We start from the raw sequence: 20,974 nt of genomic DNA on the forward strand, positions 1-20,974 counted from the left end.
AGAATATAATCTGTTCAAGACAGGTGGTCATTGCGGGAGCGGGACGTTGGCAGGCAGACAGAGACGGGCATCATGGCGAAAGGCGCATTGGCTGCTGGTACTGGCCTGCCTGCTGCCGCCCGCAGTCCACGCCCAGGCCGGCAACCTGGAGCAGCAGATTGCCGCCGTGCGCGAGGATGGCCGCTTCGTGCCCGCGCGCGCCCTGCAGCGCCTGCAGGAGGTGGAAACGCAGGCGCGCAACGCCCCCCTGCCCGTGCGCGCGGAATTCCTGACCCAGCTGAGCACCGTCCGCATGCGTCTGGGACAGAACGACCTCGCCATGCAGCTGGCCGAGGAGCTGATCGCCTACGCCCGCGCCAACAAGAACGACGTGGCGCTGGCGAAAGGCGTGCTCTGCAAAGCCTACATCACGTTTGCCATGAACGAACGCCGCGCCTCGCACTTGCTGGCCTTCGAGGCGGAACGCATCGCCAACCGCACGGACGACTTGCCCGTGCGCGTGCAGGCGACCATCAGCGCGGGCCAGTCGTGGGCCGAGGAAGGCAATTTCCCGTTTGCGCTGGCCAAGCTGCAGGCGGCCGTCGACCTGGCGCGCCAGAGCAACTCCCCCACCAGCCTGGCGGCCGCCCTGAATGCCCTCACCCTGCTGTACACGCAGATGCGCGAATACGACAAGGGCTTCGCGGTGCTCGACGAATTGCTGGCCGTATCCGGTACCCTGGCGTCGCCGGGCCGCATGGCGCAGGCGAAGAATACGGAATACGGGCTGGCGCTCGACGCGCAGCAGCCGCAGCGGGGCCAGCGCGCCCTGCTGGCGGCCTTGGCGCTGGAACGCCAGTTGGACGCGCGCGGCATGGTGGCCGTTACCCTCGTCAACCTGTCGGACAGCTACCTGAAGGAAGGCGACTACGTGCGCGCGCTGCGCTATGCGAATGAAGCCATCACGGCGGGGCGCCTGGTCAACAATGAACAGGTGGAAGCGACGGCGCGCCTGAACATCGGCCAGGCGCTGATCGGCCAGGGACGCCTGCAGGAAGGCAAGCAAAGCGTGGCCACGGGCCTGGCCTACTATGAACGCACAGCCAACCAGCCGGACATGCAGGCCGTGCTGCTGGAATACGGCACGGCGCTGGAAAAGGCGGGCGACCTGCGCGGCGCCGTGACGGCCTACCACCGCGAGCGGGGCATCTCGAACCAGTTGTTCGAGAAACAACGGCAAAAAGCCGTGTATGAGTTGCAAGAAAAGTATGAGGCGGAAAAGAAACAGCGCCAGATCGAGCTGCTGAGCCGCGAAAATCAGCTCAAGAGCACGGAAATCGACAACCGCCGCCTGCAGCAGCGCGTGTGGTGGCTGCTGGCGCTGGTACTGGCCATGGCGTCCGCCATCGTTGGCTTGCTGTACCGCAAGGTGCGCCACGCGAACGTGCAGCTGAAGGTGAAAAACCAGGAACTCAAGCGCCAGAGCTCGCGCGACCCGCTGACGGCCCTGTATAACCGCCGCCATTTCCAGGAATTCATGCGCAGCCATGCGGGCAAGCCGCAGCCGGCCTACGGCGGCGCCGATGTCGTGGGCGCGCTGTTCCTGCTCGATGTCGACCATTTCAAGCACATCAACGACCGTTACGGCCATGCGGCGGGCGACCTGGTGCTGACGACGATCGCCGAAACCTTGCACGACGTGTTGCGCGAAACGGACATGATCGTGCGCTGGGGCGGCGAGGAATTCCTCGCCTTCCTGCCGGCCGTCGCGCGCGACGGGCTCGACGATATTGCGCGGCGCATCCTCAACGGCATGGCGGCGCAAAGCATCCACTACCAGGGACAGGCCATCCAGGTACACGTCTCCGTGGGCTTTGCGCCCTATCCGCTGGCGCCGCTGGGACGCCCGCTCACGTGGGAACGCAGCGTCAACCTGATCGACATGGCGCTGTACCTGGCCAAGGCGCACGGGCGCAACCGGGCGTATGGCTTGCGCGGTTTTCAGCAGGTGGAAAAAACGACCCTGGAAGCGGTAGAACAAGACCTGGAACGCGCGTGGCGCGACGGCTTTGTCGATTTGAGCGTGGTGCTGGGGGGAACGGACGGGGGCGATACTGCCGCTACGGGCACGGCGACGCGGGGCAGCCAGGCTGGCGCCAGCGATGGCGTGACCGCAGCCGCCGTCACCTGACGACCGCTGCGGGGAGCGGACCGGCGGTGGCCGGCCCTGGCGATGTTATCGCGATGATTACTTGTGCGCGGCGTCCTGCATCTTTTCGCCCGCTTTTTCCACTTTCTTGCCGACGGCGTCGGCCGCTTCGCTCATTTTCTTGTCGGCGTCAGCGGCGACCTGGTCCATCTTGGCACCCGTATCGGCAGCGGCCTGGCTCACGGCAGTGTCAGCCTTGGCAGCGGCGGCCTTGATGTCGGCTTCAGCCTTGGCAGCGGCCGCATCGATCTTCTGGCCAGCCTGTTCCGCAGGGCCGGCGGCGACATCGCTCTTCTTCTGGCAGGCAGCCAGTGCCACGACCATCATCCCGGCGGCGCACACGGTCATCCAATTTTTGCTTACTTTCATGATATTCCCTTTCATTGTTATCAAAAGACACAGATCAGTTCGCAATATACACCTGCCTAAAATTTTCTAGCGTGCGCTAACGCACATAAAAACACGCTTTTGTGGCGTAGTTGTAAGCAATGGTATCTTGATATTTTTTAGCCATGTTTTCCCTGCGCAGGACGGGGCGCCTGATAGCCATCCGTCAGGGTCTGCAGGAAGGCGATCACGTCGGCGATCTCCGCCGCGTTCAGGGCGGGCGCCTGGCCCGGCTGGCGGTCGAACGGCGCTTCCACGTTCACGTTCGCTTCCATTCCCGGCGGCATATCGTTGTATTTTCGCACCTTGCCGTTCTTATCCTTTGGATACCACTTTTGCGGCGCCGTATCGCGCTGCACGTAAAAACGCAGCACCTGCTCCAGGCTGGTAAAGCTGCCGTTGTGGAAAAACACCTTGCGCAGGGCGACGTTGCGCAGGGACGGTGTCTTGAAGCTGCCGCAATATTCCTTGTGCTGCATCAAGTCGGTGCGGTCCGGGCCGCACAGTCCCAGGTCGAAGAACGCCGGGTCCGCATTGACCGGCAGCTTGCCGTTGCGCGGCACGCCGATATTGATCAAGCCGTAATCCGTAAATTGCGGGAAGGCGCCGCCGGCACTCACCTGGCTGATATGGCAGGAGGCGCAATTGCCCTTGCGTTCATCGTTGAACAGGGCCAGGCCGCGCGCTTCCTGCGGGCTCAGGACGGCCTGCTTGCGCAGCACGGCATCGTACTTGCTCGTGTAGGGATAGAAGTCGGCCGGGCTTTCCTGGAACACTTCCAGCGACATCAGCGCCCAGCGCAGCGCCTGGCCCGGCTGTTCGAAAATATCCGCGCCATACGTCTGGCGGAACTGCGCCGCCAGCGGGCCGGCCCGCAGCTTGGCGACGACGGCGGCCCCGTCGCGGTTACCCATCTCGCGCGGCGACAACAACGGCGCCAGCGCCTGCTCATGGCCGGACTGGGCACGGCCATCCCAGTTGCGCCCGCCCGTGGGGCCCGCATCGACGCTGTCGTCGCCATCGTCGTCGTGATAGTGCTCGCTGAAGGCGGGCGCCGTCTGCAGGTAGCGCAGCGAGGGCGCCGCGCGCGTGCCCGCATCCTTCAATTCCGGGCCACCCAGCTGCACCGCCAGCCCGTTCGGCGGGCCGTACGCATGCTCGGGACTGTGGCAGCTGGCGCAGGCCAGCTTGCCCGACACGGACAGGCCGGGCTCGAAAAACATGGCGCGGCCCATGGCCGTCATTGCCGCCACCGATGGCTGGCGCTTCAGGCTCGGCGCGTAGGCCGCGGCCAAATAGGCGGGCGCGGGGGCGGCCCGGGCTTCCGGCGGCGGCGCGGGATGGCAAGCGGACAGCATGCACATGGCAAGCAGCAGAGGGGGTATCGTTTTCATCATGGGCTGGCAGCGTAGCAACGGCATGTGACAACTGCGTGACAAAACCCCGCAAAACCTCATGTATCAAGTTCGTACATTACGTCATGTAACAGGCGCTGACATGTCACGCAGCTGACATATTGCCTGCCTAGCATGCGACGTTTTCCACCCACAAGGCATGAACATGAACTTGCACGCAAAACCCTCCCTGCGGCCCCTGCCGTTGTTACTGTCGCTGGGCCTGGCCGCCTGCGGCAGCGACTATGCGATCACCCCCAGCACTCAAGGCCAGGTGATCGGCAGCTACTATGAAAACGCCCAGGTGTGCCTGGAAAGCGCCACCGCCAAGCTGACGTGCGACAACGCTTCCGCCACCGTGCGCACGGCCGCCGACGGCAGCTACACGCTGGACGGCCAGGGCGCCGTGCTGGTGACGGTGGGCACGGACGCCATCCGCCATGAAGCCATCGGCGACGCCGGCAGCAAGGTGACGCAAAAACTGCTGCTGCGCGCTCCCGCCGGCCACAGCGCGTTTGTGAGCGCCCTGTCGACGGAACTGGCGCAAGTCATGGATGGCAACGGCGGCGACTTTGCGGCCGCCAGCAGCAAGCTGGCCGCGCGCCTGGGCGTGTCGGAAGCGGGCCTGGCGTCCGACTTCAACAAGGCCAGCGGCGACGAGCTGGCGAAACTGAAGGCGGAAAACGCCAGCGTGACGGCCTTGATCGCCAGCGCCAGCACGCAAGCGGCGCCCGCCGACGCGCTGGCCGCCCTGAACGGCGCCCTGGCGCTGAACAATATCCAGACCATCGTCGTCATCTACGCGGAAAACCGCGGCTTCGACAATCTGTACGGCCTGTTCCCGGGCGCGAACGGCGTGCCGGGCGTCAATCCCACGTCGACCTCCGCCTATGTGGCGCAGAAGGACATCGACGGCAGCACCCTGCCCGTGCTGCCGCCCACCTGGGGCGGCATGACAGCGGCGGGACAGAGTACCGTCATCACCCAGGCGCAATCGGCCAACCTGCCGAACAAGCCGTTCCAGATCGACGACGCCGCCAGCCCCCTGTACCTGCCGCAATCGGTGATCACGCGCGACCTCGTGCACCGCTTCTACAACAACCAGATGCAGATCAACGGCGGCGCCAACGACAAGTTTGCGGCGTATTCCGATGCGGGCGGTTTGAGCATGGGCTATTACGACGGCAGCAAGATGCAGCTGTGGGACATCGCCAGGCAATATGCGCTGGCCGACAACCTGTTCATCGGCGCCTTCGGCGGCTCCTTCCTCACGCACCAGTACCTGATCTGCGCCTGCGCGCCCACCTACCCGAACGCCGACACTTCGGTGGCCAAGGGCTCGATCGCCAAGATCGACGTCGATGCCAAGGGCAACTTCCTGCGCCTGACGCCGTCCGCCACGGCGCCGGCCACGGTACTGAACGGCGCGCCCGCCTATGCCAATGACGGCGCGCTGACGCCGGCCGACAGCACGGGCATGTTCTACGCCGTCAACACCATGCAGCCGCCGTTCCAGCCCAGCAGCAACGCCCCGGCGTCCGGCGACAGCAGCAAGCTGTATGCGGACACAGGCAAGGCCACCACCCTGCCGCAGCAGACACAGACGAATATCGGTGACTTGCTTTCAGGCAAGAACATCGACTGGGCCTGGTATGCAGGCGCCTGGAAAGACACGACGGCCCTGGCGACGGCCAGCGCGCGCGCCGGCAGCTTCCCGAATCCGCCGAACTTCCAGTTCCACCACCAGCCCTTCAATTACTTTGCGAACATGGATCCGGTGAAGGCGCCCGCCTACCGCGCCGCGCACCTGCGCGACTTCGACAGCCAGTTCCTCAGCGACGCGGGCGCCGGCAAGCTGCCGCCCGTGACCTTCTACAAGCCGCAGGGCAACTTGAACCAGCACGCGGGCTATGCCAGCGTGGCCGACGGCGACGCGCACATCGCCAGCGTCATCGCCCAGTTGAAGAAAAGTCCGCAGTGGAAGAACATGCTGGTCATCGTCACCTACGATGAAAACGGCGGCTTTTACGATCACGCGGCGCCACCGAAGGGCGACCGCTGGGGTCCCGGCACGCGCGTGCCGGCCATCCTCGTCTCGCCGTATGTAAAAAAGGGATTAGTTGATCATACGCAATACGATTCGGCGTCCATCCTGCGCGCCATCACGCACCGTTTTGCGTTACCCGTGCTCGATGGCTTGAGCACGCGCGACAAGGCGCTGGTGGCCAACGGCGGCAAGCCGATGGGCGACTTCAGCGCGGCGCTGGCGCTGGTGCCGCAAGAGTAATCGCGCTCGCCGACAGGCGCGACGCCCGCACGGCCTGGCCGCGGCGGGCGTTTTTCATGCTGGTGTTATTGGCCCGCTCCCGGGGCCGCATCGAGCAGCGAACGCTCGAGCAATTGCGACAACGCCGTGCGCAGCGTCTGCGTGCGCGCCGCCAGTTCCGGCCGTTTGTAGCGCTCGGCGGCGATCAGGCTGTTTTCCAGGCAAACCCGGTCCGACCTGGCCAGGCAGGCGTCGGCCAGGTCGAGCTGGGCGCTGGCCAGCGCCACTTTCACCTTGGCATCGAGTTCCAGGGTGTCGGGATCGTCGCCCCAGCGTTTCACGTAGGCGGCCAGGCGCGTGGCGGCCAGATCCGGCTTGCCCCCATCGAGGGCCTGGCTGACGCTGTCTTGCAGCGCCGTCCACGCCTGTGTCCGCTGCTGTTGCCTGTCGCAGGCGGCGGAGGACTTGGTGATGCTTGCCTGCAAACGTTTCAGGTGCGCGGCGGGCGCCTTGGCGCTTTTCAGCACGGCCAGCGCGCTGCGCGCCCCGTCCAGGTCGCACTGCGCCGCCAGCGCCGTGGCGGCCTCGACCTGTTCCGCCACGCTGGCCGGCTTGTCGGCGGGCTTGTTGAAGAACCAGATACCGGTCAATACCACTGCCGCCGCGAGCCACGTGCGCAAGCGCACGGGCGGGCGCGGTGGCGGCACCGAACCCTTGACGGCCGGTTTCGCGGGCGGTGCCTTGGCCGGCGCGGCAGGCGCTGGCGGGACGGGCTTGGGCGCGGGTGCGGACTGCGGCGCGGGCTGCGGCATGGGAGCAGGCGCAGGCGTGGGAGGCGCGACGGGCACGGGCGGCGGCATGCGCGGCACCGGCGGCGGCACCACGGCTTTCTCCAGGACAGGCGCTTGCGCTATCTGGCGCGCGCCGCAAAACGGGCAATGCGCCACGCGCAGCGGCAAGGTCCGGCCGCAAGCGGCGTTGATGCAAACGTCATTCACTGTTTCAAGCACATTCCAACCTTTTCCTGGAGTCATTCCACTGCGTTCTGCCGCAATATTACCTTACGCAAGCACGGCAACGGCGCAACGGCGCCGTGTTTCATGGCCTTGATACCGATCAAAAAGCATCCGCCGCAGCGGTCTAAGCTACCAGCAGCGGCCAAGGACAAGGAGAACGCCATGCCAGCCCACCTGATCATCGAAGACGGCCAGCCCTGGTGGTGGGACAGCGCCGATATCTGGGTAGTGCCGGGCAATGATCCGAATGGCCCGCCCGGCGCCCCCATCGCCGGCACCAGCAATTACCTGTGGGGCCGCGTGCACAACACGGGCAACAGCGCCTCGAACGGCGTGCGCGTGGACTTTTACTGGGCCGACCCTTCCGGCCAGATCGCCGTCGGCGCCGCCACGCAGATCGGCTCCGCGTTTGCCGACTTGCCGCCGGGCGCCACGCAGGAAGTGCTGTGCCTGGTTCCCTGGGTCCCCGTCATCGTCAATGGCGGCCACGAATGCCTGCTGGCCGTGGCCCACGGCGCGGGCGACATCAACCCGCTGCCCGATCCCCTGCCCAACGGCTTTCCCTTCCAGCCCACCTTGCACGAGCAGATTGCCCAGCGCAATGTCACCGTGGTGCTGGCGGCAAGGCGCGCACAATCGCTGGCCATCGCGGTGGCGGCCCTGCCCCGCGCAACGAAAAAAGTGGAATTGCAGATTGAGCAGGGCGGCGAGCTGCCGGAACACCTGCTGGCCACCCTGGGCCTCGAGCGCTGGCAGCCGGCCAGGGACGCCCGCCTGATAGCGGGCCTGGCGCGCACGCCCCACTGCAATGGCGATGCGCCCGGCGAGCAAAAGCTGACGCTGGAAGTGCCGCGCGGCCAGGCGCAGGCCGTGTACCTGAGCGTGCGCGCCGAAGCCTTGCCGCCACGCCAGTATGCGCTGCTGCGCGTGCTGGAGAGCCAGGAAGGCAAGGTCATGGGCGGCATCACGTATATCGTCACCGATCTCGAGAAAGAGCAAGCGCAAGACCAGCAAAGCCCCGAGGAGCAAGCATCATGAGCGATACCCCCCTGCAGGTGCTGACGCGGCCGTTCGCAATCGAGTCCGTCACCAATATCATGCTGCCCGATGGCATCTTCGACAATGCCATCTATGGCTTGCGCATCGCCGCCCACGTCACCAATATGTCCAGCAGCGCCCTGAACAATGTCACCGTGTACCTGGAAAGCGTGGGCGACCCCGGCATCGTGCCCGTGGCACGCACCTTCTTCTTTGCCAGCATCCCGGCCGGCGCGGCCATGCTGGTGATGTGGGATGCCGATTTCCAGCATGCCGCGCCCGGCAAGCGCCTGGTCAGCTTCGTCGCCAAGGCGGACGGCTACCTGCCGCACCGCTCGATCCAGCAAATCTTCGTCTCGCAGACGCGCTTCGACAGCGCCACCAACACGTACACGTGCACGGTCGAGGAAGGCACCTTGGAACTGTCCAAGCCGCAAGGCCACCTGCCGGGCAAACGCTGGGGCAGCACGGGCACGGATGGCAAAGGTGGGGCAAATGCGTGCCGCTGCCCGCCCGGCCTGGGACCGATCGTGCCTACCGGCATGACCCTCGTCTGGACGCCGAACCCCGCCTATGCGGGCACGCATGGCGAGTTGCCGTTTTCCGACCCGTGGTGGAAGATACTCGCCATCATCATCGCCATCATCGCTGCGCTGGTAGCCATCATTTCGGCCGCGCTCGGTTCCGGCAAGGCCAGCTTCAGCGTGGGCGGTCCGTTCGAGGAAACCGATCCCAGCGTCGACTGCTGCTCGCTGGAAGGGGCCGGCTCGGGCCAGCCCGAATTCACGGTGGCGGGCGTGGCCTCGGCCATCGCCTCGGGCGCCATCGCCGTCGCCTGCTCCGATATCGCGGACCCGTTCTGGCGTGGCCAGGAAGCAACACCACCGGCCGCCGGCGAACTGACACTGGCCGAGCGCGTGGTGGCGAAATGGGTGTTGCCGGAAGCGCCGAACGCAGGCCTGCCCTACACGGCCGACATCAGCTGGGAGTATCAACGTTTCACCACGGGCGCCACCTACCAGCATGCCGTGAGCGAAACGCAGGTCAACATCCACCTGGCGGGGGCCGTGGAAACGGATACGCCCGCCGTCGTGCAAGCCTACGAACCGCTGTGGCTGCGCGCCAGCTTCAAGCGCGACAATGGCAATGTGTTCCGCGGCACGGAGCTGTATGCCTTCGTGCTGTTCCAGGCGCCGCAGGGACTGTATTTCGTCGAATCGCTGACCGACGACGGCCTGGGCTTCGATCCCGGCGCCAACGATGGCGTCTACGCAGGCAGCCTGGACTTGAAGCGCGCTTACCGCACCTTGCTGCAATATGATCAAAAGGTCTACGGCACCTGGCGCGTCTTCGTTTTCGCCCAGGACGTCAACCTGACCAAGCCCGGCACGCCGCCCGAAATCGCCGCCCAGCACATCGGCGGCATGTTCGTCGCCAGCGCCATCGAAATCACCTTCGACGACACCCTGCCCTGCCCGCTCAAGGCGCAGGCGAATATCGTGGTGGTGTAGTGATAAGCGAGGTCAGGCGTAGGTCGCGCAGGTCGGATTAGCGCCAGCAGCGTCATTGGATACTCATGCGCGCAGACCAGGAGCCGAGGTAAATGCAGGGCAGGCAACAACGCCCAGGGCGTTGTATCCGCCGCTCTTAAACTTTAACGCTTTCAGGTTTCGCTATCACCGTGCGCGGAATGATATCCGTTGCCGGGCAAGTCTCCATCGCATCCGAATACGCGAGCCAGCGCTGCAGGCTTTCCATGCGGCGGATGGTGATGCCCTTGCCATTGATATAGCCGATCTGCTCGAAATTGGCGGGGCTGGTGGTCAGTTTCGACACGGTGGGCGCATTGTCGACCAGCCGGTCGTAGGCCTTGCGCGCCTTATGTTCCCACTTGGCCAGCACGGGATCGTCAAAGCGGTTGCTTTCAAAATACACGGTGATGGTACGGTCGTGGTTGGCAAAGCCGACGATGGCCGCACCCTTGCGTATGGTCAACAGGACATCTTCCTTGACGCCCGTGACGGGAACGAAGACGGCGGCGCGCCCATCCGTATCCGGCCGTTCCATGGGAATATCTTGTCCGATTATGCTCATCACTTCACACTCTTCATCATCGCCTGTTGGCTTGTTGTCCCTGCATCACTGGAAGCGAGCCGCCGTGCGCATGCGTGCGTTTGCCGCTGCGCCGGGCCACTCCCAGACTCGCTGCCATGCCCTGCAATACCATTTATCAAATAATACATTGCCGGAAAGCACTACACAAGTAATCAGGGGCGCGGCAGCCGCCTGCCCTCCGCCGGATGGGGAATGGTGTGGCCAGTGGCAATCACCTTATAATGCTGCGATTACTTCACGTCCCCCACCTCCGCACCATGACGCTTCCCGAGAATGACACCAGCCGGCTCGACGCCATCAGCGCCGCCGCCACCGAAGTGGCCGCGCAAAACGTGGCAGACCTGCTGGCCATGGCCATCTGCCACCGCCCCGATGAACCGGCCCTGATCGTCTGCGACAAGCGCAGCTGGCTCAATGTCGTGCTGACGGAAGCGTATCGCCAGGCCTTGCCGGACGCCGCCTTCATCGATTTCGACGAAGTCACGCCCGACGCCGTGCTGGCCGCGTTTGCCGAACTGCCGGCCGGCAGCCTCGTCGTGCTGATCCAGTCGACCAGCTTCCGCCTGGAAGCGTTCCGCATCCGCATCGAGCTGTTCAAGCGGGGGCTGAAGGTCATCGAACACGTGCACCTGTCGCGCATGCCCGGCGTGCAGGGCCTGCATTACATCGCCTCGCTGGCCTACGACCCCGCCTATTACCGCGGCGTGGGCCATGCGCTCAAGGCGCGCATCGACGGCGCCCGCCACGGCATGGTTGACAGCGGCGGCGAGCAGCTGGTCTTCGCTTCCCCGTTCGAATCGGCCAAGCTCAATATCGGCGACTACAGCGGCATGAACAATATCGGCGGCCAGTTCCCCCTGGGCGAAGTGTTTACGGAAGCGCAGGACCTGGAAGCGGTCAATGGCCGCGTGCGCATCTTTGTTTTCGGCGACACGCACTTCATGGTCAACCGCCCCGACACGCCGATCACCCTGATCATCGAAAAGGGGCGCGTGACGGGCACGGAAAACGCCACGCCGGAATTTACCGCCATGCTGGAGATCATCCGCGCGCACGAAGGCGAAGTATGGGTGCGCGAACTGGGCTTCGGCATGAACCGCGCCTTTTCGCGCGAGCAGCTGGTCAACGACATCGGCACGTATGAACGCATGTGCGGCATCCATCTGTCGCTGGGCGCCAAGCATGGCGTCTATACAAAACCCCAGTTCAAGCGCAAGGATGCGCGCTACCACGTCGATATCTTCGCCGTCACGCAAGCCGTTTATCTGGACGACGAGCGCGTGTACGCGGATGGCGCGTGGACGGTGGAACCGGTCGCCTTCAACTAATTAAAAAAACCGGCCGCCGCCAGCTCGCGGTCCCACGGCGGCACGGGTTGGTATTCGGCCACCAGGAAATCGATCAGCGCGCGCACCTTGGGCGACGGCTGGCGGCTGGCCGGATACAGGGCGCTCAGGTGATTCAGGGGCAGCTCCCAGCCGGACAGCACGGGCACCAGGCTGCCATCGAGCAGGTTGCGCCAGGCGAGGAACGTGGTGCTGTAGACGATGCCGAGTCCCCGCTGCGCCGCCTGGTGCAGCACCAGGCCATTGTTCGCCGTAAAACCCGCCTGCACGCGCACGCTCACCGCCTCTTGCCGGTCTCCCTCCCCGCGCTGGAAATGCCAGTTCGTGCCATCCGTCAGGTGGCTGAAATGCAGGCACTGGTGCTTCAATAGGTCTTGCGGCGTCTGCGGCACGCCCCATTGCGCCAGGTAGGCGGGACTGGCGCACAGCACTGCGCGGCACGGCGCCAGCGGACGCATGGCCAGCGCGCTGCTGTCCGGGATGCCGCCCACGCGTATCGTCAAGTCAAAACCGTGGCGTATGGGGTCGAGCAGCGCATCGTCGACAAACAATTCGGCCTGCACCTGCGGGTGCAGCAAACTGAAACGGGCGACGGCGTCGGCCAGCCACGCGCTGCCGAAACTCGATGGAGCCTGGATCCGCAGCGGCCCGGCTAGCTCCGCCCCGGCTCCCGCCTGCGCCACATGCGCCACCATGCGCGCCGCTTCCTGCGCCTGGCTGACGGTAGCCATGCACGGCGCCAGGTAAGCGCGGCCCGCGTCCGTCAGGCTCACTTCGCGCGTGGAGCGGTGCAGCAGGCGCGCATGCAGGCGTTCTTCCAGCTGCATGATGGTCTTGCTGACCATGGCGCGCGTCAGTCCCAGGCGCTGCCCGGCCACCGTAAAGCTGCGCTGGCGCGCCACTTCGACAAAGATTTCCATCGCTTTTAGTTGATCCATGTCAAAGATTGTCTTCGCTTTGGCGACAATCTGTCAACCGCAGGGCGATTGTTTGCCGCCCTCGCCCATCCTACAATGGCGCTTTCCATTGACCTCCGGAGCCGCCGCCATGCTAACGATCGAACAACAAGAACAATACCAACGCGACGGCTACCTCATCCTGCCCGGCTTCAAGGGGGCGGACGAAATCGCCGCCTTGCGCGCGCGCGCCGAACAGATTGTCAACGAATTCGATCCCAGCGTCAGCCAGTCGATCTTCACCACGCGCGACCAGGCGAAGAACACCAACGATTATTTTCTCGCTTCCGACAATACCATCCGCTGCTTCTTCGAAGAAGAAGCCTTTGGCGCGGACGGCCAGCTGAAGCAGGCCAAATCCCTGTCGATCAACAAGATCGGCCACGCCATGCATGACCTGGACCCCGTCTTCCGCAGCTTTTCGGCCGACCCGAAACTGGCCGCAGTGGCGCGCGACCTGGGCCTGGCAGATGCGCAGGTGTGGCAATCGATGTACATCTTCAAACAGCCCGGCATCGGCGGCGAAGTGCGCTGGCACCAGGACGCCACGTATTTCGAGACCACGCCGATCAGCGTGACCACGTTCTGGTTTGCGCTGGAAGACGCCACCCTGGACAACGGCTGCCTGTGGGCGGAACCGGGCGGCCACCGCGGCCCGCTGCGCGAACGCTTCATCCGTAACGGCGACGCCGTGCGCGTGGAAAAACTCGACGCCACGCCATGGCCCGACGACAGCACGGCCGTCCCGCTCGAAGTCAAGGCCGGCGCCCTCGTCTGCTTCCATGGCTTGCTGCCCCACTACAGCGCGCCGAACCGCTCGCCCGTCTCGCGCCACGCCTACACCCTGCACGCCACGGACGGCCAGACGGAATACGCGGCCCACAACTGGATACAGCGCGACGCAACGTTCCCCGTGCGGGGCTTCGTCTGATGCGCATCGACGTCTTTGCCGCCCACTGGGGCAATAACGAGCTGCCGCCCGACGTCTTCATCGACAAAGTGCTGGCGGCCGGCTTCGACGGCATCGAAATGTCGCTGCCGCTGGACGCCGCCCTGCGCGAGGAATGGACGGAGCGCATCGCCAAGGCGGGACTGCAGCTGATCGCCGCGCAGTGGGAAACCGTCTTCCACAGCGACTTCGAGCTGCACCGCGCCGCCCTGGCCGAACTGCTGGAAAACGCCTGTCTGGCGCGCCCCGTGCTGGTCAACACGCACACGGGCAAGGATTTCTATACGCCGGCGCAGAATGCGCAGCTGCTCGACCTGGCCGTCGCCATCTCGGCAAAGCACGGCGTGCCCATCGTGCACGAAATCCACCGCAGCCGCTTTTCCGGCCATCCGATGCTGCTGCTGCCGTATCTGCAGCAGTATCCCGAGCTGCCATTGACGGCCGACCTGTCGCACTGGTGCTGCGCCTGCGAATCGCTGCTGGAAGACCAGCCGCAGACCCTGGCGCAGGTGCTGCCGCTGGTGCGCCACGTGCATGCGCGCATCGGCCATGCGCAAGGGCCGCAGGTGGCCGACTTCCGCGCGCCGGAAGCGAAACCGGCACTCGACGCCCACCTGGCCTGGTGGGATGCCATCGTCGCCCTGCGCCGCGCCGCCGGCGCCGAGCGCATGACGTTCACGCCGGAATTCGGCCCCGCGCCGTACACGCAAACGCTGCCCTGGACGCAGCAGCCCGTGAGCGACGCGTGGGAACAGAACGTCGCCATGCTCGATCTGCTGCGCACGCGCTACGCCGGCTAAGCGTCCGTGTCCCAGCGCCGGATCGCCAGGTCCGGCGCCGCGCATTGCAATTAGGTAGTGCGCTATATATACTGTCCCCATGGATACCACCACCGCCCCCAATCCCTTGCACCAGGTGCCGCGCCTGGACAGCCAGCTGTGCTTTGCGCTGTACTCGACTTCGCTTGCCATGAACAAGCTGTACCGCAAGCTCCTGCGCAAGCTCGGTCTCACCTATTCGCAATACCTGGTGATGATGGTGTTGTGGGAACGCGACGGCCTGACGGTGTCGGAAGTAGGCGAGCGCCTATTCCTCGACTCGGCCACCCTGACGCCCCTGCTCAAGCGCATGGAGCAATCGGGCCTGTTGACGCGCACGCGCGCCTCCAGTGACGAGCGGCAAGTCATCATTTCCCTCACGGAACAGGGTGACCAGCTGCGCCACGAGGCGGCCCTGCTGCCCGAAGCCATCCTGACGGCCAGCCACTGCAGCGTGGAACAGGTTGTGGACATGAAACAACAGCTGAACCAGTTACGCGACAGCCTGATGAAAAGTGAGTAAAAGCGCCGCTTTTCCAAGCAAAATCAGGCAAAGTTCTCCCCTGACGGCGCCAGGCAAAAGCTGGCGTGAAATCCGCCTTTCTTTATTACAAATCGATACATGGATGGCCCCGCCCTGCGTATAGAATAGTTGCCACTATTTCCTTACAACAACATCAGGGTGAATATGCGCATACCTTTCGGCTCCGTAGCCTCGTTGGCTCTGTGTTTTACCGTGTCGGCCTTCGCGGCCGAACCATTCGACGACAAGTTCCGCCAGCTCGAAGAGGTGCTGCCCACCCCGAATACCTACCGCACCGCCTCCGGCGCGCCGGGCCACGCCTATTGGCAGCAACGCGCCGACTACACGATCCGCGCGACGCTGGACGAAGCCAAACGCGAGATCGCCGGCAGTGGCACCATCACCTATCATAACCAGTCGCCCGACACCCTCGGTTACCTGTGGGTGCAGCTGGACCAGAATATCTACAAGCCCGATTCCGACGCGCGCCGCATGACCACGGCACCCTCGCGCCAGGCGTGGGCCAAGACGACGGGCGAAGAGACCATGAAGTTCGAAGGCTTGCGCGGCATCCTCGCGCGCGGCGACTTCCAGGGCGGCTTCAATATCCGCCGCTTGACAGGCGCGGATGGCCAGCCTTTGAAATATGTAGTGAACCGCACCATGATGCGCATCGACCTGCCGCAGCCCCTGAAGCCGGGCCAGGATTTCGTCTTCCAGGTCGACTGGGATTACCGCATCAACGAACAGAAGGTGCTGGGCGGGCGCGCCGGCTATGAAGTCTTCGACGACAAGAACGCCCTGTTCGAAGTGGCGCAGTGGTTCCCCCGCATGGCGGCCTATTACGATGCGGCCGGCTGGCAGCACAAGCAGTTCCTCGGCTCCGGCGAATTCACGCTGGAGTTCGGCGACTACGACGTGCAGCTGACGGTTCCTGCCGACCATATCGTCGCCTCCACGGGAGAGCTGCAAAACCCGCAGGAAGTGCTGTCTTCCGCGCAGCGCGAGCGCCTGGAAAAGGCCCGCGGCAGCGACAAGCCCGTCGTCATCGTCACGCAGAAGGAAGCCGAGGCGGCCGAAAAAACAGTGAGCCGCGCGCAAAAGACGTGGCACTTCAAGGCGGCCAACGTGCGCGACTTCGCCTGGGCCTCGAGCCGCAAGTTCATCTGGGATGCGCAGGGATACAAGAAGGGCGGCAGCGATGTGATGGCCATGTCCTACTATCCGAAAGAGGGCAATCCCCTGTGGGAAAAGTACAGTACGCAAGCCATCGTGCACACGATTGAACAGTACAACAAGTACAGCATCGACTATCCGTATCCGACGGCCATCTCCGTCAACGGCCCCGTGGGCGGCATGGAGTATCCGATGATCTCGTTTAACGGCCCCCGGCCCGTGAAGGACAAGAAGACGGGCGAACTAACCTACTCGAAGCGCACCAAATATGGCCTGATCGGCGTGATCATCCACGAAGTGGGCCACAACTACTACCCGATGATCATCAACTCGGACGAACGCCAGTGGACGTGGATGGACGAAGGCCTCAACACCTTCGTGCAATACCTGGCGCAGCAGGCGTGGGAAGAAAACTACCCGGCCTCGCGCGGCGAACCGCGCGAGATCGTCGACTACATGCGTAGCCGCGACCAGGTGCCCATCATGACCAATTCCGAGTCCCTGCTGCAGTTCGGTAACAACGCCTACGCCAAGCCGGCGGCGGGCCTGAACATCCTGCGCGAAACCATCCTCGGGCGCGAACTGTTCGACTACGCCTTCAAGGAATATGCGCAGCGCTGGAAGTTCAAGCGCCCCACGCCCGCCGACTTTTTCCGCACCATGGAAGACGCCTCCGGCACGGACCTGGACTGGTTCTGGCGCGGCTGGTTCTATACGACCGACCCGGTCGACATCAGCATCGACGGCATCAGCGAATATGGCGTGAGCTCAAAGGATCCGGCAACGGAAAAAGCGTGGAAGAAGGCGCAAAAGGACGCCCAGCCGGAATCCGTCACGAGCCGCGCCAACAAGGGCATGCCGCGCCGGGTCGAGGCGCATCCGGAGCTGAAGGATTTCTACAACCAGCACGACGATTTCACGGTGACCAACAAGGACCGCAACGCCTACGCCGAAGCGCTGGCCGCCCTGGAACCGTGGGAAAAGGACTTGCTGAAACAGGGCAAGCACCTGTACCTGGTCGACCTGTCGAACGTGGGCGGCATGGTCATGCCGCTGATCCTCGAAATCGAACTGAAAAGCGGCAAGAAGTACGTCGAGCGCGTGCCAGCCGAAGTGTGGCGCTACTCGCCGAAGAAAATCACCAAGGTCGTCATCACGGATGAACCGATGGTGGGCCTGGTGCAGGACCCGTACTGGGAAACGGCCGATATCGACACGAGCAACAACGCTTGGCCGCGGAAAATCACGCCATCGCGCCTGGAACTGTTCAAGAGCGAGAAGTCGCCCAAGGATAACCTGATGCGCGATTTTCATACGCCGCTGAAAGACAAGAACGGCGGCTCGGCCAGGGGCGACGAGGCGTGAAGCGCTGGCGTCTGCTCGCTTGCGCCACGCTGGCCTGCGCCAGCATGGCGGCGAGCGCCCATAATTTCCACATGGGCATCGCCGATATCAGCTATAACGCGGCCAGCGGCAGCACCGAAGTGGTGCACACCTACACGGGCCACGACGTCGAGGCGCTGCTGACCAATCTGTACCAGCGCCAGTTCGACCTGGGTCAGGAGGACAGCGAAGCGGCACTGCGCCGCTATGTCGAAAAACAGTTTTACCTCGTGGCGCCGGACGGCAAGCGCCTGCGCCTGAACTGGGTCGGCATGAAGGTCAATGCCGACAACGTGGTGATCTTCCAGGAGCTCGAACGCACGCGCCTGGCGCCCGCCACGCGCATCCACAACCAGCTGCTGATCGACTTCCTGCCCAGCCAGCGCAACACCCTCAACGTGCAGGACAGCGGCGCCATCCAGACGCTGATTTTCGACCGCCAGAACACGGAACTGCCGATCCGCTAAACACCGGCAAACTGCCGCCACACCCATACACCCATGACGCCACGCTCTCTGCCCCTCCTCCTCGCCGCCCTGTTTTTACCTGCCGCCGTCCACGCCGACGACATCTTCCAGCGCGTGCTGGTCGACGGTTCGCGCCTGAACCAGCTGGGCGTAGCCGATTCGGCCAACGCGGGCAGCGTCACGCAAAAGCAGCTCGATGCGCGCACCAGCTACCGGCCCGGCGAACTGCTGGAAGCCGTGCCGGGGCTGATCGTCAGCCAGCATAGCGGCGAGGGCAAGGCCAACCAGTTCTACCTGCGCGGCTTCAACCTCGATCACGGCACGGACTTGCGCACCACCGTCGACGAGATGCCAGTCAACCAGCGCAGCCACGGCCATGGACAGGGCTGGACGGACCTGAACTTCCTGATACCCGAACTGGCCATGCGCCTCGATTACAAAAAGGGGCCATATTCGGCGACGCAAGGCGACTTTTCCTCGGCGGGGGCGGCGTCCGTCGTGTATGCGAACCGCCTGACGCAGGGCGTCGCCAGCGTGGGACTCGGACAAAACGGCTTTCGCCGCGCCCTGCTGGCCGATTCGCCCGATGCGGGCGACGGCAGCCTGCTGTACGCGCTCGAAGCGCAGCATAACGATGGCCCGTTCACACAGCCGGACCGCTACCGCAAGCTCAATGGCGTGCTGCGCTACAGCGAAGGCTATGCCAACAACGGCTTCAACGTCACGGCCATGGCGTACGACGCCAGCTGGAACGCCACCGACCAGATTCCGCTGCGCGCCGTGCAGGACGGCACGTTGGGCCGCTTCGACGCCATCGATGCCAGCGACGGCGGCAAGGCGCAGCGCTACAGCCTGTCGGGCGCCTGGCGCCAGACGACGGACGACGTATCATCCAGGGTCAGCGCGTATGTGATCGCCAACCGCCTGGCCCTGTTCTCGAATTTTACGTTTGCGATGGACGATCCCGACAACGGCGACCAGTTCGCCCAGCCCGACCGGCGCGTGACGGCCGGCCTGGATGCCAGCCACACCTGGCACCGTCACACGGACAGGGGCAGCAGCGACACCACCATCGGCCTGCAGCTCCAGAACGACAATATCCACAACGGCTTGTACAACACGCGGCAGCGGCAGATCCTGTCAACCACGCGGCAAGACCACATCGTCGAGTCGAGCATCGGCGTGTATGGCGAAAACAGCACGCGCTGGTCGCGCTGGCTGCGCACCGTGGCCGGCCTGCGCGCGGACGCCTACCGCTTCGACGTACGTAGCGACCGCGCCGCCAATTCGGGCACGGCCATCGACCATTTGTTCAGTCCCAGCCTGAGCGTGATCGCGGGACCGTGGCGCGATACGGAAGCGTATCTCAACATCGGCAATGGCTTTCACAGCAACGACGCGCGCGGCACGACGATCACGGTCGACCCGAAGACGGGCGAGGCGGCCGACAAGGTCACGCCTTTGGTGCGCTCGCGCGGGCTGGAACTGGGCTTGCGCAGCGCCGCCATCGCCGGCCTGCAAACCTCGCTGTCGCTGTACCGCCTGGACTTCGATTCCGAGCTGCTGTTCATCGGCGACGCGGGCGCCACCGAGGCGGGCCGCCCCAGCCGCCGCTACGGCGTGGAGTTTTCCAGCTACTACAAGGCGGCCAGCTGGCTGTCGCTGGACCTGGACCTGGCGTATGCGCGGGCGCGCTCGCGCGGCAGCGACCCGGCGGGCGACTTCATCCCCGGCGCCATCGAAGGCGTAGCTCAGCTGGCCATGACGGTGACGCCGCCGGGGCCGTGGTCGGGCTCTTTGCGCCTGCGCTACTTCGGCCCGCGCCCGCTGATTGAAGACAACAGCGTGCGCTCCGCGGCCAGCGTGGGCTTGAACGGGCGTATCGCCTACCAGATCGACAAGACCTTGCGCGTGGAAGTCGAAGGCTACAACCTGGCCAACCGGCGCGACTCGGCCATCGACTATTACTATGCCTCGCGCCTGCCCGGCGAAGCACAACCCGTCGACGATATCCACTTCCATCCGGTGGAATCGCGCTCGCTGCGCCTGACCCTGGTAAAGAATTTTTAACTCAACAAGAATAATTCCTGTCTCACTGCACAGGAAACGCCGCGAAGTCGTAGAATGCCAGGCTGGATAAACTGAGACAGGCCGCGTTCCGGCCCGCACCGCCATGAGCACTTCCGCACCGATCTTTACCGACCCTTCCCACGTCAAGGAAGCCTTGCGCGATGACGGCTATGCCGTCCTGCGCCCGCAGGATGTGGCCGCGCTGGCCGGCTGCCCGCTGGCCGCGCTGCGCGCGCTGGAAGGGAGCTGGAATACCCTGCCGCTGGACAATTACCTGAAGGATGGCGGCCGCTATCGCCGCCGGCGCCACTCGTGCTTCGTGCAGGATGGCGAGCGCCTGACGCAGACGGCGCACCGTCCGCACTGGCAACCGGTGGAATACAATGCCCTGCACGGCGGCATGCACCGCCTGTTCGAACCGGTCGAAGCGGCTATCGTTGCGCAACCGGCCTGGCAGCAGCTGATCCGCGCGCTGGGCAACGCCTGCTCGCAGGTCAAGGGCAGCCAGCCGTGGTTCATCGAGGCGCACCAGTTCCGCATCGATACGACCGATGGCATCGGCCGCCCCACGCCGGAAGGCGCGCACCGCGACGGCGTCGATTTCGTCGCCGTGCTGCTGATCGGGCGCGAACAGGTCAAGGGCGGCGAGACGCGCATCTTCGAGGCCGATGGCCCCAACGGCAAGCGTTTTACCCTGACCGAGCCGTGGTCGCTGCTGCTGCTCGACGATGCGTCTGTCATCCACGAATCGACGCCGATCCAGCCGATCGGCGAACATGGCCACCGCGATACGCTCGTGCTGACCTATCGCGCAGGGCAGTTCCAGGGCGAAAACTGACAAGCGGCCACAGCATTCCCCGTGGCCAAAATAGTTACTTGGAA

General features: G+C 64.6%; 17 protein-coding genes. 12 read left to right on the forward strand and 5 right to left on the reverse strand.

Annotated elements, in window-relative coordinates; all coding sequences use genetic code 11:
- Positions 1-46: 46 nt before the first annotated feature.
- The gene (locus tag O0881_RS11340; protein WP_289911310.1) at positions 47-2,170 is read left to right on the forward strand and encodes a GGDEF domain-containing protein; all 2,124 of its coding nucleotides are present in this window, start codon (positions 47-49) and stop codon (positions 2,168-2,170) included.
- A gap of 57 nt (positions 2,171-2,227) precedes the next feature.
- On the opposite strand, the gene O0881_RS11345 is transcribed toward O0881_RS11340, so the two are convergent.
- A complete protein-coding gene (locus O0881_RS11345; RefSeq protein WP_289903778.1) occupies positions 2,228-2,557 on the reverse strand; it encodes a hypothetical protein in 330 nt (109 codons plus the stop codon).
- Between the two features lie 137 nt (positions 2,558-2,694).
- Entirely contained in the window at positions 2,695-3,969 is a 1,275-nt protein-coding gene (locus O0881_RS11350; RefSeq protein WP_289911486.1) for a cytochrome c peroxidase, read from the reverse strand.
- 166 nt (positions 3,970-4,135) lie between these two features.
- Here O0881_RS11350 and acpA point away from each other — a divergent pair, with 166 nt between their 5' ends.
- On the forward strand, positions 4,136-6,256 hold the full coding sequence (gene acpA / locus O0881_RS11355; protein ID WP_289911311.1) for an acid phosphatase: 2,121 nt from the start codon (positions 4,136-4,138) through the stop codon (positions 6,254-6,256).
- Between the two features lie 65 nt (positions 6,257-6,321).
- Here acpA and O0881_RS11360 read toward each other — a convergent pair whose 3' ends face one another.
- On the reverse strand, positions 6,322-7,245 hold the full coding sequence (locus tag O0881_RS11360; RefSeq protein ID WP_289911312.1) for a hypothetical protein: 924 nt from the start codon (positions 7,243-7,245) through the stop codon (positions 6,322-6,324).
- Positions 7,246-7,413: 168 nt separating this feature from the next.
- On the opposite strand from O0881_RS11360, the gene O0881_RS11365 reads away from it, so the two are divergent.
- On the forward strand, positions 7,414-8,289 hold the full coding sequence (locus O0881_RS11365) for a hypothetical protein (RefSeq protein WP_289911313.1): 876 nt from the start codon (positions 7,414-7,416) through the stop codon (positions 8,287-8,289).
- Positions 8,286-9,800: a hypothetical protein gene (locus tag O0881_RS11370; RefSeq protein ID WP_289911314.1), complete on the forward strand. Its 1,515-nt coding sequence runs from the start codon at positions 8,286-8,288 to the stop codon at positions 9,798-9,800. The genes O0881_RS11365 and O0881_RS11370 overlap by 4 nt, the downstream gene beginning before the upstream one ends.
- A gap of 136 nt (positions 9,801-9,936) precedes the next feature.
- On the opposite strand, the gene O0881_RS11375 is transcribed toward O0881_RS11370, so the two are convergent.
- Positions 9,937-10,356, reverse strand: coding sequence for a hypothetical protein (locus O0881_RS11375; RefSeq protein WP_077408133.1), 420 nt, complete (start codon positions 10,354-10,356; stop codon positions 9,937-9,939).
- 305 nt (positions 10,357-10,661) lie between these two features.
- Between O0881_RS11375 and O0881_RS11380 the strand changes: the two genes are divergently transcribed.
- On the forward strand, positions 10,662-11,732 hold the full coding sequence (locus O0881_RS11380; protein ID WP_289911315.1) for a hypothetical protein: 1,071 nt from the start codon (positions 10,662-10,664) through the stop codon (positions 11,730-11,732).
- On the opposite strand, the gene O0881_RS11385 is transcribed toward O0881_RS11380, so the two are convergent.
- Positions 11,729-12,688 carry a LysR family transcriptional regulator gene (locus tag O0881_RS11385; protein WP_289911316.1) on the reverse strand — a complete coding sequence of 320 codons (960 nt, stop codon included), beginning with the start codon at positions 12,686-12,688 and terminating at the stop codon, positions 11,729-11,731. The genes O0881_RS11380 and O0881_RS11385 overlap by 4 nt on opposite strands.
- A 109-nt stretch (positions 12,689-12,797) precedes the next feature.
- Between O0881_RS11385 and O0881_RS11390 the strand changes: the two genes are divergently transcribed.
- From O0881_RS11390 to O0881_RS11420, 7 genes are all read left to right on the forward strand, one after another.
- Positions 12,798-13,637, forward strand: coding sequence for a phytanoyl-CoA dioxygenase family protein (locus O0881_RS11390; protein WP_289911317.1), 840 nt, complete (start codon positions 12,798-12,800; stop codon positions 13,635-13,637).
- Complete coding sequence (locus O0881_RS11395; protein ID WP_289911318.1) at positions 13,637-14,455, forward strand: sugar phosphate isomerase/epimerase; 819 nt, start codon at positions 13,637-13,639, stop codon at positions 14,453-14,455. The genes O0881_RS11390 and O0881_RS11395 overlap by 1 nt, the downstream gene beginning before the upstream one ends.
- Before the next feature lie 79 nt (positions 14,456-14,534).
- Positions 14,535-14,996, forward strand: a complete 462-nt coding sequence (locus O0881_RS11400) for a MarR family transcriptional regulator (RefSeq protein ID WP_289911319.1) — start codon at positions 14,535-14,537, stop codon at positions 14,994-14,996.
- 165 nt (positions 14,997-15,161) lie between these two features.
- Positions 15,162-17,537, forward strand: a complete 2,376-nt coding sequence (locus O0881_RS11405) for a M1 family metallopeptidase (RefSeq protein ID WP_289911320.1) — start codon at positions 15,162-15,164, stop codon at positions 17,535-17,537.
- Complete coding sequence (locus O0881_RS11410; RefSeq protein WP_289911321.1) at positions 17,534-18,022, forward strand: DUF6702 family protein; 489 nt, start codon at positions 17,534-17,536, stop codon at positions 18,020-18,022. The genes O0881_RS11405 and O0881_RS11410 overlap by 4 nt, the downstream gene beginning before the upstream one ends.
- Before the next feature lie 33 nt (positions 18,023-18,055).
- Entirely contained in the window at positions 18,056-20,092 is a 2,037-nt protein-coding gene (locus O0881_RS11415) for a TonB-dependent receptor (RefSeq protein WP_289911322.1), read from the forward strand.
- 103 nt (positions 20,093-20,195) lie between these two features.
- Positions 20,196-20,930 carry a 2OG-Fe dioxygenase family protein gene (locus O0881_RS11420; protein ID WP_289911323.1) on the forward strand — a complete coding sequence of 245 codons (735 nt, stop codon included), beginning with the start codon at positions 20,196-20,198 and terminating at the stop codon, positions 20,928-20,930.
- Positions 20,931-20,974: the final 44 nt, after the last annotated feature.

This window comes from Janthinobacterium sp. SUN100, assembly GCF_030397705.1.
Taxonomy (GTDB): Bacteria; Pseudomonadota; Gammaproteobacteria; order Burkholderiales; family Burkholderiaceae_D; genus Janthinobacterium; species Janthinobacterium kumbetense.

Bases quoted from the DNA above. Each gene is read 5' to 3' on its own strand.
- O0881_RS11345 (WP_289903778.1), bottom strand. From the start codon at position 2,557: ATGAAAGTAAGCAAAAATTGGATGACCGTGTGCGCCGCCGGGATGATG.
- O0881_RS11395 (WP_289911318.1), top strand. From the start codon at position 13,637: ATGCGCATCGACGTCTTTGCCGCCCACTGGGGCAATAACGAGCTGCCG.
- O0881_RS11420 (WP_289911323.1), top strand. From the start codon at position 20,196: ATGAGCACTTCCGCACCGATCTTTACCGACCCTTCCCACGTCAAGGAA.
- O0881_RS11400 (WP_289911319.1), top strand. From the start codon at position 14,535: ATGGATACCACCACCGCCCCCAATCCCTTGCACCAGGTGCCGCGCCTG.
- O0881_RS11370 (WP_289911314.1), top strand. From the start codon at position 8,286: ATGAGCGATACCCCCCTGCAGGTGCTGACGCGGCCGTTCGCAATCGAG.
- O0881_RS11380 (WP_289911315.1), top strand. From the start codon at position 10,662: ATGACGCTTCCCGAGAATGACACCAGCCGGCTCGACGCCATCAGCGCC.
- O0881_RS11415 (WP_289911322.1), top strand. From the start codon at position 18,056: ATGACGCCACGCTCTCTGCCCCTCCTCCTCGCCGCCCTGTTTTTACCT.
- acpA (WP_289911311.1), top strand. From the start codon at position 4,136: ATGAACTTGCACGCAAAACCCTCCCTGCGGCCCCTGCCGTTGTTACTG.
- O0881_RS11390 (WP_289911317.1), top strand. From the start codon at position 12,798: ATGCTAACGATCGAACAACAAGAACAATACCAACGCGACGGCTACCTC.
- O0881_RS11405 (WP_289911320.1), top strand. From the start codon at position 15,162: ATGCGCATACCTTTCGGCTCCGTAGCCTCGTTGGCTCTGTGTTTTACC.
- O0881_RS11385 (WP_289911316.1), bottom strand. From the start codon at position 12,688: ATGGATCAACTAAAAGCGATGGAAATCTTTGTCGAAGTGGCGCGCCAG.
- O0881_RS11365 (WP_289911313.1), top strand. From the start codon at position 7,414: ATGCCAGCCCACCTGATCATCGAAGACGGCCAGCCCTGGTGGTGGGAC.
- O0881_RS11350 (WP_289911486.1), bottom strand. From the start codon at position 3,969: ATGAAAACGATACCCCCTCTGCTGCTTGCCATGTGCATGCTGTCCGCT.
- O0881_RS11375 (WP_077408133.1), bottom strand. From the start codon at position 10,356: ATGGAACGGCCGGATACGGATGGGCGCGCCGCCGTCTTCGTTCCCGTC.